The 12,507-nt window shown below is 71.7% G+C and carries 11 protein-coding genes; all 11 read right to left on the minus strand.

What is annotated here, in order from left to right:
- The coding region (gene ispG, locus DCW30_RS23015; protein ID WP_129299907.1) for a flavodoxin-dependent (E)-4-hydroxy-3-methylbut-2-enyl-diphosphate synthase at window positions 1-1,102 on the minus strand (1,102 nt) is incomplete at its 3' end.
- Between the two features lie 6 nt (window positions 1,103-1,108).
- Complete coding sequence (gene hpnH / locus DCW30_RS23020) at window positions 1,109-2,131, minus strand: adenosyl-hopene transferase HpnH (RefSeq protein ID WP_062783088.1); 1,023 nt, start codon at window positions 2,129-2,131, stop codon at window positions 1,109-1,111.
- Between the two features lie 5 nt (window positions 2,132-2,136).
- A complete protein-coding gene (locus tag DCW30_RS23025) occupies window positions 2,137-2,790 on the minus strand; it encodes a phosphorylase family protein (RefSeq protein WP_076683129.1) in 654 nt (217 codons plus the stop codon).
- Window positions 2,790-4,802: a squalene--hopene cyclase gene (shc, locus tag DCW30_RS23030; protein ID WP_076683131.1), complete on the minus strand. Its 2,013-nt coding sequence runs from the start codon at window positions 4,800-4,802 to the stop codon at window positions 2,790-2,792. The genes DCW30_RS23025 and shc overlap by 1 nt, the downstream gene beginning before the upstream one ends.
- A gap of 104 nt (window positions 4,803-4,906) precedes the next feature.
- Complete coding sequence (locus DCW30_RS23035) at window positions 4,907-6,037, minus strand: polyprenyl synthetase family protein (protein WP_076683133.1); 1,131 nt, start codon at window positions 6,035-6,037, stop codon at window positions 4,907-4,909.
- On the minus strand, window positions 6,034-7,440 hold the full coding sequence (hpnE, locus tag DCW30_RS23040; RefSeq protein ID WP_076688593.1) for a hydroxysqualene dehydroxylase HpnE: 1,407 nt from the start codon (window positions 7,438-7,440) through the stop codon (window positions 6,034-6,036). The genes DCW30_RS23035 and hpnE overlap by 4 nt, the downstream gene beginning before the upstream one ends.
- Before the next feature lie 124 nt (window positions 7,441-7,564).
- On the minus strand, window positions 7,565-8,515 hold the full coding sequence (gene hpnD, locus DCW30_RS23045; protein WP_076683135.1) for a presqualene diphosphate synthase HpnD: 951 nt from the start codon (window positions 8,513-8,515) through the stop codon (window positions 7,565-7,567).
- Window positions 8,512-9,411: a squalene synthase HpnC gene (gene hpnC, locus DCW30_RS23050; RefSeq protein ID WP_076683137.1), complete on the minus strand. Its 900-nt coding sequence runs from the start codon at window positions 9,409-9,411 to the stop codon at window positions 8,512-8,514. Before hpnC ends, hpnD begins: the two co-directional genes overlap by 4 nt.
- 365 nt (window positions 9,412-9,776) lie before the next feature.
- Complete coding sequence (locus DCW30_RS23055; RefSeq protein ID WP_062783108.1) at window positions 9,777-10,574, minus strand: ABC transporter ATP-binding protein; 798 nt, start codon at window positions 10,572-10,574, stop codon at window positions 9,777-9,779.
- Window positions 10,567-11,505 (minus strand): ABC transporter permease, encoded by a 939-nt coding sequence (locus DCW30_RS23060; RefSeq protein WP_062783111.1) that lies wholly within the window; start codon window positions 11,503-11,505, stop codon window positions 10,567-10,569. The genes DCW30_RS23055 and DCW30_RS23060 overlap by 8 nt, the downstream gene beginning before the upstream one ends.
- Window positions 11,506-11,600: 95 nt before the next feature.
- Window positions 11,601-12,473, minus strand: a complete 873-nt coding sequence (locus DCW30_RS23065; protein ID WP_076688595.1) for a glycosyltransferase family 2 protein — start codon at window positions 12,471-12,473, stop codon at window positions 11,601-11,603.
- Window positions 12,474-12,507: the final 34 nt, after the last annotated feature.

Raw genomic sequence — 12,507 nt, forward strand, 5'->3', positions numbered from 1 at the left:
TCATCGCCTCGTCGATCAGCGTCTCCACGATCTTCGACTCCGGGACGGTCTTGATGACCTCGCCCTTCACGAAGATCTGCCCCTTGCCGTTGCCCGACGCCACACCGAGGTCGGCCTCGCGGGCCTCGCCGGGGCCGTTCACCACACAGCCCATGACCGCGACCCGCAGCGGGACCTCCATGCCCTCAAGACCCGCCGTGACCTCCTCGGCCAGCTTGTAGACGTCCACCTGGGCCCGCCCGCACGAGGGGCAGGAGACGATCTCCAGGCGGCGCTGGCGCAGGTTCAGCGACTCCAGGATCTGGATGCCGACCTTGATCTCCTCCGCCGGCGGCGCGGAGAGCGAGACGCGGATCGTGTCGCCGATGCCCTCGCTCAGCAGCGCGCCGAAGGCGACCGCCGACTTGATCGTGCCCTGGAAGGCGGGGCCCGCCTCCGTCACGCCCAGGTGGAGGGGGTAGTCGCAGGCCGCCGCCAGCTGGCGGTAGGCGTTCACCATGACGACCGGGTCGCTGTGCTTCACCGAGATCTTGATGTCCCGGAAACCGTGCTCCTCGAAGAGCGAGGCCTCCCAGAGCGCGGACTCCACCAGCGCCTGGGGGGTCGCCCTGCCGTGCTTGTCCAAGAGCCGCCGGTCCAGCGAACCGGCGTTGACGCCGATCCGGATCGGCGTCCCGGCGGCCGACGCCGCCTTGGCGATCTCCCGTACGCGGCCGTCGAACTGCTTGATGTTGCCCGGGTTCACGCGCACCGCCGCGCACCCGGCGTCGATCGCCGCGAAGACGTACTTCGGCTGGAAGTGGATGTCGGCGATCACCGGGATCTGCGACTTCCGGGCGATCGTCGCCAGCGCGTCCGCGTCGTCCTGCGTCGGACACGCCACCCGTACGATCTGACAGCCCGAGGCCGTCAGCTCCGCGATCTGCTGCAGCGTCGCACCGATGTCCGACGTCCGCGTCGTCGTCATCGACTGCACCGACACCGGGGCGTCCCCGCCCACCGCCACCGGCCCCACCTCGACGCGCCGCGAGACGCGACGCCGCGCGACGGGCCGGGCCGGCAGCTCGGGAAGGCCCAGGGAAACGGGCTCTTCAGGGGTCACGACCCCTCACCCGCGGTTTCCGGAGACCGTCTCGCGGGCGGCGCGGAGGGACTCCTTGAGGGAGCCCATCGTGGCGAGGACGGCGGTCGGTTCGTAGCCGCAGTGCGCCATGCAGTTGGCGCAGCGCGGGTCCTTGCCGCGGCCGTACTTGTCCCAGTCGGTCTCCTCGATGAGTTCGCGGTACGTGGGGACGTACCCGTCGCTCATCAGATAGCAGGGGCGCTGCCAGCCGAAGAGGGAGTAGTTGGGGATCGCCCACGCGGTGCACGGGAAGTCCGCCTTGCCTTCGAGGAAGTCGAGGAAGAGCGGCGAGTGGTTCAGCCGCCAGCGCCGGCGGTTGCCGCCCGCGAAGGCCTTCCTGAACAGCTCGCGGGTCTGCTCGACGCCCAGGAAGTGCTCTTGGTCGGGGGCCTTCTCGTACGCGTAGGCGGGCGACAGCATCATCTCGTCGACCTGGAGGTCGTCGTTGAGGAAGTTCAGGACCTCGATGATGGTCTGCGGGGTGTCGGTGTTGAAGAACGTCGAATTGGTGGTGACGCGGAAACCGCGCCGCTTGGCCTCCTTGATGGCCTCCACCGCCTCGTCGAACACCCCCTCCTTCGCCACCGACTCGTCGTGCCGCTCGCGCATGCCGTCGATGTGCACGGCGAAGGCGAAATACGGCGAGGGCGTGAACTTGTCCATCTTCTTGCGCATCAGCATGGCATTGGTGCAGAGGAAGACGTACTTCTTCCTGGCCACCAACTGGCGCACGATCTCATCGATCTGAGGGTGCATCAGCGGCTCGCCGCCGGCGATCGACACCATCGGGGCGCCGGACTCCAGGACGGCGCCCACGGCCTGGGCCACGGGCATGCGCTGCTTCAGCACCCCGGCCGGGTGCTGGATCTTGCCGCAGCCCTCGCACTTGAGATTGCACGCGAAAAGCGGCTCCAGCTCGACGATCAAAGGGAACTTGTCACGCTTTCGAAGCTTCTGCTCGGCAAGATACGTCGCTACCTTGATGGACTGGCGCAGCGGCATGGCCATCTGGCTCACCTCCGGGGGAGCAAAGAAGAACGGTGCCATTCGAAGAAAGCGGGAAGCACGGCACGGAGAACACGGAAAGCCGATATTCCACCGCGTACCGTGCCGATACGGACGAGTTCGTGCTGTGGGGTGTCCACGACCACCCGGACGGCGGCAACGGGCCGCTGCCCGGTGCGCACGGCGCCGCGCAGCGTCGCGGCGGACTCCATGTCCACCGCGATGGCCCCGGCCGCGCGCAGCCGGCCGCGCTCGGGGCCGCGCACGACGTGGTCGGACCCGACGAGCGGGCCGGTGTGCACGGTCCGGCCGGGCAGCGCCCTGCCCAGCGCCTCGACCAGCAGTCCGGCGCCGGCGCACCGCGTGGTCCCGTGGATGTCCCCGGCCTCGTCGGCGACGACGAGGTCCCCCGGCTGCATCCCGGGCGTGAGCCCCGCGCAGAAGCCGGTGGCCACGACCGCGGCGTCGCGCAGCGGCACCCTGCCGAGCGCCCCCACGACGGCGCGCTCGGCGTTGACGGGTCCCATGCCGGTGCGCAGCACGGTCATGGCGTCCGGGGCGCCGCCGCGGTCGCCCGTGCGCAGGGCGAACCGCTCGATGCCGAGCGCGCAGGCGATCAGCAGCGGTGCGGCGCCCGCCCCGCGGGCCGGGGCGCCCGCCATCAGCTCCCCTTGCCGGCGTGGGCGGAGCCGGCCGGGAACGGCTCGCCGTTGACGTACCTGCCGAGGGCGGTGAGCGGGAACACCTGGCGGTAGAGGTGGTAGTTGATGGAGAAGTCCCAGGGGAAGCCGGTGCCGGTGAAGTACGGCTCGTCCCAGGAGCCGTCGGGCCGCTGGGTCGCGGCGAGCCAGGCGATGCCGCGCTCCACGGACGGGGCATCGCGCTCCCCCGCCGAGAGCAGCGCGAGCAGCGCCCACGCGGTCTGCGACGCGGTGGACGTGCCGTGCCCCACCCAGCCCCGGTCGCGGTAGGAGCGCAGGTCCTCGCCCCAGCCGCCGTCGTCGTTCTGCACCGACTCCACCCAGCGCACCGCGCGGCGGATCGCGGCGTGCGAGGCGGGGAGCCCGGCCGTGATCAGCGCGGGCACCACCGAACCGGTGCCGTAGAGGTAGTTGACGCCCCAGCGGCCGAACCAGGCGCCGTTGTCCTCCTGTTCGGCGAGCAGCCACTCGATGCCCCGCCGGGTGCGCGGGTCGTGGGACCTGCCCTCGACGGCGAGCATCTCCACCACGTGCCCGGTGACGTCGGCGGACGGCGGGTCGATGACCTCGCCGAAGTCGCAGAACGGCAGCCGGTTGGGGAAGGGGCTGGTGTTGTCGGCGTCGAAGGCGGCCCAGGCGCCGTTCTTGGACTGCATGCCGAGGGTCCAGCGCATCCCGCGCGCGATGGCGTTGTCCACCCGGGCCTGGTCGGGGTGGGCCACCCGGCGCAGCGCGAGGGCCACCTCGGCGGTGTCGTCGATGTCGGGGTAGTTGTCGTTGTGGAACTCGAACGCCCATCCGCCGGGGGCCAGTCGGGGCTTGCGCACCGCCCAGTCGCCGGGGCGCACGATCTCCTCGCCCAGCATCCAGTCCGCCGCCCTGACGAGCTGCGGGTGGTCGGCGGGCAGCCCGGCGTCCGCGAGCGCGATCGTCGCCAGGCAGGTGTCCCACACGGGTGACTGGCAGGCCTCGATCATCCGGGCGCCGTCCTCGCGCCACACGGCGAACCGGTCGAGCGAGGCGAGGCCCGCCTTCAGGACGGGGTGTTCGAGGTCGTAGCCCAGCAGGTGCAGCGCGATGATCGAGTAGACGGCGGGCGGCTGGATGCCGCCCCAGCAGCCGTCGTTCTCCTGCCGCTCGATGATCCAGCGGGCGGCGCTGTTCATCGCCGCCCCGCGCAGTCTGCGCGGCGCGACCTTGTGGTAGACGTGCAGCGCCTTGTCGAGCCGTTCGAAGAGGCCGTCCCAGCTCGTCGCGGGGGCCAGGGGCTTGGGGGGACGCGGGACGCGCGCGTCGACGTGCAGCTCGTCGAGGGCGAAGGGCGCCGGGCGCACCGGGCGCTTGGCGGAGACGACGGTGAGCGGCACGATGGTCTGCCGCGCCCAGCAGCCGAAGTCGTAGATGTTGAGCGGGACCCACGGGGGGAAGTAGATGAGCTCCGGCGGGAGTTCGGGCAGGTCGTCCCAGCTCCACCAGCCGAAGAGGGCGAGCCAGATACGGGTGAAGACCCTGCTCTCGGCGATGCCGCCCCGGTCCCTGATCCACTCGGCGGCCCTGGCCATGTGCGGCGCGTCGGGCAGGTCGCCCGCCAGGCGCAGCGCGACGTACGCCTCGATGGTGGTGGAGAGCTCCCCGGGGCCGCCGAAGAACGTGGCCCAGGTGCCGTCCTCGCGCTGCTCGCCGCGGATGAACAGCGCGGCGGCACGCGTGGTCCGCTCGTCCCCGATGCCGAGGAACTGCCGCAGGAGAAGGTCCTCGGCGTCCATGGTCACGTTGGTCTCGAGGTCACCCTTCCACCAGCCCTCGGCGTCCTGCCGGGAGAGCAGGAAGTCGGTGGAGCGCTGTATGGCCAGGGCGGCGGCTTCCCTGGTCCCGGCCGTCGGCGCCGTCGCGGCGGGGGTGTCGATGGAATGGCTGGCCGAGGCTGCGCGGGGCGTGACCGCTCCGGTGCTTCCGTCGGTCGTCGCTGTCATGGCTTCCCCTTCGTGCAGTGCGGTGCTTACCTCTGCTGTGGGTCCGCCGTCGGCCGACGCGGTGCGCCGGCCGGCGACTGCGAGTCATATGCGGCCGATAGTGATCATCTCTCTCGTACGACGACGAAGTCGGCGAGTGCGACGAGCTGGCTCCGCACCCGGTCCGGCATCGACACGGTGTCCAGCGCCTCGATGGCGATGGTGTGCTGGCGCCGGGCCTCCTCGGCGGTCCACCGGCGTCCGCCCGCCTCCTCGATGAGGGCGGCGCGCGCGGCGAACTCCTCCTCGGAGAAGCTGTCGAAGTCGCTGCTCTTGGCGTCGGCGGCGAGCAGCTCGCCGAGCCGCTCGGACGCGGGGCCGCCGGCGGCGAGCGCGGCCACCACCGGCAGGGACTTCTTGCGCTGGCGCAGGTCGCTCCAGGTCTGCTTGCCGGTGGACTCCGGGTCGCCCCAGATGCCGAGCAGGTCGTCCACGGCCTGGAAGGCGAGACCGAGGTGGTAGCCGTACTTCTCCAGGACGTCGGCGGTGCGGTCGTCGGCGCCGCCGAGCACGGCGCCGATGGAGACGGCGCAGGCGAGCAGGGCGCCCGTCTTGTTGCCCTCCATCTCCAGGCACTCCTCGACGGTGACCCGCTCGCGGTGCTCGTAGGAGATGTCCTGCGCCTGGCCGTCGATCAGCGCGCGCGTGGCGGAGGTGAGGCGGCGCGTGGCGCGGCCCGCCTCGACGGTGCCGATCTCCAGGAGGATCTCGTTGGCGAGCGCGAAGAGGGCGTCGCCGACGAGGATGGCCTGCGCGGGACCGTGCACCTTCCAGACGGTGTCGCGGTGGCGGCGCTGCTCGTCGCCGTCCATCAGGTCGTCGTGCAGCAGCGAGAAGTTGTGCACGAGCTCCACGGCGACCGCGCCGGGCACGCCGACCTCGGGGGCGGCGCCCGCGGCCTCGGCGGAGAGCAGGGCGAGCGCGGGGCGCACCGCCTTGCCGCCGTCGCCGTCGGACGGGTTGCCCTCGGCGTCGATCCAGCCGAAGTGGTAGGCGGCGACGGTGTTCATGGGGGGCGCGAGGCGGTCCACAGCGGCCCGCAGCACCGGGGTGGCCAGGGTCCTTCCGCGTTCGAGCAGTGAGGTCACGTCCACCGTGTCGGCAGCCGTTTCGGCCGAGGGCACAGTCGGCACAGTTTCTCCTCTGATTCCGGTGCTTGTTCCCTGGGGAGCTGACCCCAGGAGGTCGAGCTTCACGCCACCGCCTCCTCGAACGCGAAGAGATGGTCACGGGGGCGGTCGAGTGCGCGGAGGGCGGCCTCGGCCGCGCTGATGCCGCTGCGCACGGCGCCCTCCATGGTCGCGGGCCAGCCGGTGGCGGTCCACGCGCCCGCGAGGTACAGACCGCGGGCCCTGGTGCGCGCCCCGGGCCTGAGCCGGCCGACGCCCGGGGTGGGCGCGAAGGTGGCGGCGCGCTCGCGGGTCACGAAGAAGTCCCGCACCTCGGCGCCGTGCGCGGCGGGCAGCAGCCGTTCCAGTTCGGGCAGGTAGCGCTCGCGGAGCGCGGCGACGGGCGCGTCGATCTCGTCCTGGGCGGCGGACTGCGACAGTGCGAGGTACTGCCCCTCGGTGAGCCCGGAGGCCTCGGTCCGGTCGAACACCCACTGGACCGGCGTGCCGAGGGCGGCGAAGAACGGCCGCTTCAGGACCTTCCTGTCGTACACGACGTGCACGTTGAGGATCGGCGCGTCGTCGATGTCGAGCAGCCGGTCGGGCTGGTCGAGTGCCCCGTCCGGGAGCAGGTCGTGGGCCTCGCGCTGCGGCACGGCGAGGACGACGGTGTCGGCGTCGATGGTCTCGCCTGGCACCTCCACCCGCCAACCGCCGCCCCCCGCGCGGGAGATGGCGCTGACGCGCGCCTTGACCTCGGTGCGGACGCCCGCGGCGTCGAGCGCCCTGCGGGCCAGCTTGTCGTGCAGGTCGCCGAGCGGCACCCGGGACCAGCCGATGTCGGCGGCGCCGGGGTCGGAGAGCAGCCCGGTCTTGAACACCATGGCGGCGAGCGCGAGCGAGGCGTCGCCCGCGACGGCGTTGAGCGTGGCGACGCCGACGAGGTCCCACAGGGCCTCGACGGCGCGCGGCGACTGGCCGTGCCTGGCCAGCCAGCTGCCGAAGTCCTGCGTGTCGAGCAGCGGGTCCGCCGGGTCGAGGCCCTTGAGGGCGAGCGCGGCGCGGCCGACCCGGGCGCGCTCGGCGAACGAGAGGTGGGGGTAGGTGGCGAGGCTCGCCGCCAGGTGCAGCGGGACGGGCAGGTCGGCGCGGCGCAGCCGTCCGAGCCGGTTGCGGTCGGCGTCGAGCACGGGTACGTCGAGACGTTCCTGCAGGGGCGCGAGGTGTGCGCCGCCGACGCGGTCGAGGAACCAGCGGTAGGCGTTGCAGCAGCGCAGGTAGACGTGCTGGCCGTTGTCGACGGTCAGGTCGCCGCGCCGGAAGGAGAAGGCGAGCCCGCCGAGCCGCGGCCGTCCTTCGAGGAGCGTCACGCGCAGTCCGGCGTCGGCGAGGGAGAGCGCGGTGGTGACGCCCGCGAGCCCGCCGCCGATCACTACGGCCGCCCCGTCGGGGCGGCCTCCGGTGCTCGCGGGCGGCTCGTCGGGCCGCATGTCGTGGCTGTTCACGCACCCTCTCCTTCGGCCGTCGCAGTCTGGGACGCCGTCGTGCGGCGGAGGGTTGCCCGCCGCTTCGCGGGGGCCGCCGAGGCCGCCGCGCCCGTGCTCCGGACGCGTGTCACGCGCGCCTCCCGAGGTGCTGGCGGGAGACATGGCGCGTGTCGAGGCCGGACAGGCCGCGCACGGCGACGTACGCCTTCTCGCGGCCGGGCAGCGAGACGCGGCCGCGCAGGACGGCCTCCGGCTCGCGCTCGATGCGGTCGAGCAGGCGGCGGTAGATGCCGGCCATGGCCGCGACGCAGGCGCCGCTGCGCCGGTCGAGCATGGGCAGCAGGCGGTACCCCTCGTCGAACAGGGCGCGTGCCCTGCGGACCTCGAAGTGGACGAGCCCGGCGAAGTCGGAGCCCGCGGGCGGCTCGGAGCCGGTGAAGCCGGCGGAGCAGCCGAACTTGGCGAGGTCCTCGGCGGGCAGGTAGGTGCGCCCGTCCCCGGCGTCCTCGCGCACGTCGCGCAGGATGTTGGTCAGCTGCAGCGCGAGGCCGAGCGTGTCGGCGTACTCCGGGGCGCGCTCGGCGTGCGGCGCCCCCCGCTCCGTGCCGAAGACGCCGAGCGAGAGCCGCCCGATGGCGCCGGCCACGCAGCGGCAGTAGACCTTCAGGTCCTCCCAGGTCTCGTACGTCTGACCGCGTACGTCCATCAGGACGCCGTCGATCAGTTCGTCGAGGCCGCTCATCGGGATGGGGAAGTGCGCGGCGGCGTGGGCGAGGGCGACCGCGACCGGGTCGGTGTCGTCCTCGCCGACCGCGCCCTCGCGGATGCGGGCGAGGAGCGCGCGGGTGTCGTCGAGCCGGTCGGCCTTGACGTCGGGAGCGAGGTCGCCGTCGCCGATGTCGTCGACGCGCCGCGAGAGGGCGTAGAGCGCGGACATCGCGCGCCGCTTGGGCGTCGGGAGGAGCCTGATGCCGTAGGCGAAGTTGCGTGCCTGCTGGCCGGTGACGGTCTCGCAGTAGCTGTACGCGGCGAGCACCGGTGCGGACAGGCGCGGGTCTGATTCCACGGACCGGCTCACCCCTCTCCTCGCAGAACCGCCCCTGCCTCGCGCAGCAGGCGAGGCTTGGTGGGCTTGGGTGGTCCGGGCAGCACGTCGTACCCCGAGGCGACGATCGCCCGGACCGCCGCCCTCCCTCCGGCGACGAACCCGGCGAGGAGCAGCTTCAGCCTGCCGTGGACGCTACCCACGAGGGGGGTGCCTTCATTCAGGAGGCGCCGGGCGCGTTCCGTTTCGTATGCGACCAGTGCGCGCACCGACGCGCCTGCGGTGGGCGCGGCCAGATCCGGCTCGCTGACGTGGAAGCGCTTCATGTCCTCGATGGGCAGGTAGATGCGGTCGCGCCGGAGATCCTCGGCGACGTCCTGGATGTGCTCGACGATCTGCAGCGCGGTGCAGACCGCGTCCGAGCGGCGGACGCGCTCGGGGGTCTCTGTGCCGGTGATGGCGAGGACGAGGCGGCCGATGGGGTTGGCCGAGAGGGCGCAGTACGCCACCAGGTCGTCGTAGGTCTCGTAGCGTCCGACGTGCTGGTCCTGGCGGTTGGCCGCGATCAGGTCGAGGAAGGGGTCGAGCGTCAGGGTCCCGCGCGCGGCGGGGGCGGCGAGCGAGCGCACCAGCGGGTGGCCCGCGTCCCCGCCGCCGAAGACCTCGCGCAGGTCGGCCTCGACGGCGTCGAGCATGCGCAGCGGGTCGCCGGCGGCGTCGGGGTCCACGCCGAGGTGGGCGGCGTGCCCTGCCGCCGGGTCCAGGTCGCCGTCGCCGGTGTCGTCGATGAGCCGGACGACGCCGTAGACCGCCATGAGGTCGTCGCGCCAGGCCCGCGGCAGGAAGAAGGGGGCCACCGGGAAGTTCTCGTCCGCGGCCTTGGCGAGGACGGCGGAAGCATCGCGGAGCCGGAGATCATCCGTAGCCATTGCCGTCACATCTCCCGTTCTACACTGCCGACCCAATACATCCTATTTCGGACACGCCGCCCTGCCTCGGCCGAGACGGTCCGTGCTCAGAGGGCGAGGCGCCGCGCCATATCGCCCCACTTGCCGCGAATCAGCACCGGTACAGCTTACGTTGTACAACCCGACCCGCATCGCCGGGGTATTCCGCACATCACAACAACACACCGATTGGCGCCAACCTTCCTTGCCTTTCCGTGAGTTGAGGGGCCGGTGGGGCGCCGGACCACGCATGAGCACGACAGGCCCCGCCGGAGTGCGCCCGGCGGGGCCTGTCGTCGAACGGGTGAAGCCCGATGGCGCAAATGGGCTACTTGCCCATCCGCCGTCTACTTGCCCGTGAACTTCTCGTACTCCTTGATGACCTCGTCGGTCGGGCCGTCCATCCGCAGCTCGCCGCGCTCCAGCCACAGCACCCGGTCGCAGGTGTCACGGATGGACTTGTTGTTGTGGCTGACCAGGAAGACCGTGCCGGCCTCCTTGCGCAGCTCGCGGATGCGGGCCTCGGAGCGCTTCTGGAACTTGCGGTCACCGGTGGCGAGCGCCTCGTCGATCATCAGGACGTCGTGGTCCTTGGCCGCCGCGATGGAGAAGCGCAGCCGGGCCGCCATGCCGGAGGAGTACGTGCGCATCGGCAGGGTGATGAAGTCGCCCTTCTCGTTGATGCCGGAGAAGTCGACGATGTCCTGGTAGCGCTCCTTGATCTGCTCGCGGGACATGCCCATCGCCAGACCGCCGAGGATGACGTTCCGCTCACCGGTCAGGTCGTTCATCAGGGCCGCGTTCACCCCGAGCAGCGAGGGCTGGCCGTCGGTGTAGACCTTGCCCTTCTCCGCGGGGAGCAGCCCCGCGATGGCGCGGAGCAGGGTGGACTTGCCCGAGCCGTTGGAGCCGATGAGGCCGATGGCCTCGCCGCGGTAGGCGGTGAAGCTGACGCCGCGCACGGCGTGCACCTTGCGGACACCGCGCTCCTCGCCGCGCCGGAGCATGCGGCTCAGGGCGGAGGTGGCGCTGCCCTTGCCCGTCCGCGCGCCGTTGACGCGGTAGACGATGTGCAGCTCGTCGGCGATGACGGTGGGGATGTGCCCCCTGTCGGTGATCTTCGCGTCCGTCTTGTCGTCAGCCACGGCCGTAACGCTCCTCAGCCTTCCAGAAGTACACGAAGCCGACCACGCCGATCACGACGGCCCAGCCGATGGCGAAGGCCCACACGTGCGGCGGCAGGTAGGAGGAGCCGTACTTGTCGATCATGGCGAAGCGGATCAGGTCCATGTAGATGGAGGCCGGGTTCCACTGGAGCACGTCGCCGACCCAGCCGGGCACGCCCTCCTTGGTCGCGAGCATCGCCGGGATGCTGAACATGACGCCGGAGGCGTACATCCAGGTCCGCATCACGAACGGCATGAGCTGCGCCAGGTCGGGCGTCTTGCTGCCCATCCGGGCGAAGATCAGCGCCAGGCCCATGTTGAAGGCGAACTGCAGGATCAGCGCGGGCAGCACCAGGAGCCAGGACAGAGCGGGGAAGATCCCGAACGCGCACATGATCACGACGAGCACGATCATCGAGAACAGCAGCTGCTGGAGCTGCTGGAGCGCGAAGGAGATCGGCAGCGAGGCCCGCGGGAAGTGCAGGGCCCTGACGAGGCCGAGGTTCCCGGAGATCGCCCGCACGCCCGCCATGACCGAGCTCTGCGTGAACGTGAAGACGAAGACGCCCGTCACGAGGAACGGCACGTAGATGTCGTGCGGGATGCCCTCCCTGGCACCGAGCAGCAGGCCGAAGATGAAGAAGTAGACCGCCGCGTTCAGCAGCGGGGTCGCCACCTGCCAGAGCTGGCCGAGCTTGGCCTGGCTGTACTGGGCGGTCAACTTCGCCTGGGAGAAGGCGAGGATGAAGTGGCGCCGCCCCCAGAGCTGGCGGACGTACTCGAAAAGTCCGGGCCGTGCGCCGCTGACGGTCAGACCGTACTTGGCGGCGAGCTCGGCGCGGGAGAGCCCGTCATCGGGCGACGGGGGCGCGCTCACCGCGACTCCGCCGTCATGCGTTGTCTCACTCACGAGTGGAAACTTTCGTCTTCAGATGCGCAGCCGGTCGGGCGTAGGCGTGGGCCAGGGACCGGGGTATGGCCCAGATGGTGTCAGACCCGAGCTTGTCAGATGACGGGAGGTCGGCCCAGTCGGGTCAGCCGCCACACCGTACGCCACTTCATGGGCCTGCGCGGGCCGCAGGGCGTGCTCCAGCCCTCCTTGAAACCGCCGAACCAGGCCTTCAGGGCGGGGCCCGAGGGACGCCGGGCGAGGGTCAGGAGCATCCAGACGCCGAGGTAGACCGGGACGAGGAGCGCCGGCAGGTTGCGGCGGGCCAGCCAGACGCGGTTGCGGGCCACCATGCGGTGGTAGACCGCGTGCCGCGAGGGGGCCGTCGTGGGGTGCAGGAGCACCATGTCGGAGCGGTAGTCGATCATCCAGCCCGCGTTCAGCGCGCGCCAGGCGAGGTCGGTCTCCTCGTGGGCGTAGAAGAACTCGCCCGGGAGCGGACCCACCTCTTCGATGACCTTGGTGCGCACCGCGTTGGCCCCGCCGAGGAACGTCGTCACGCGGGAGGAACGCATCGGGTCCGAGGCCCGCAGGCGCGGCACGTGGCGCCGCTGGGTCTCGCCCGTGTCGGGGTCGGCGATGCGGAAGCTGACGATGCCGAGCCTCGGGTCGGCGGCGAACGCCTCGCGGCAGAGCAGCGCCGTGTCGCTGTGGGCCAGGAGGCCGTCGTCGTCGAGGAAGAGCAGGATGTCGACGTCCGTGCCGCCGGGGCCGAACGCCTCGATGCCGACGTTGCGGCCGCCGGGGATGCCGAGGTTCTCGGGCAGCTCGACCGTGCGTACCCCTTCGGGGACGTCCGGCACGGGGGCGCCGTTGCCGACCACGACCACCTCGACCGGGTCGCCGTCCTGCTTGGCGACGGAGTCGAGGAGGGCGCGCAGCTCCTGGGGCCGGTTGCCCATCGTGATGATGACGGCGCCGACCTTCAGCTGCTGGGCCGAGGAGCCCGGGATGCTGGGGGTG

This window comes from Streptomyces alfalfae, assembly GCF_004127445.1.
Classification (GTDB): Bacteria; Actinomycetota; Actinomycetes; order Streptomycetales; family Streptomycetaceae; genus Streptomyces; species Streptomyces alfalfae.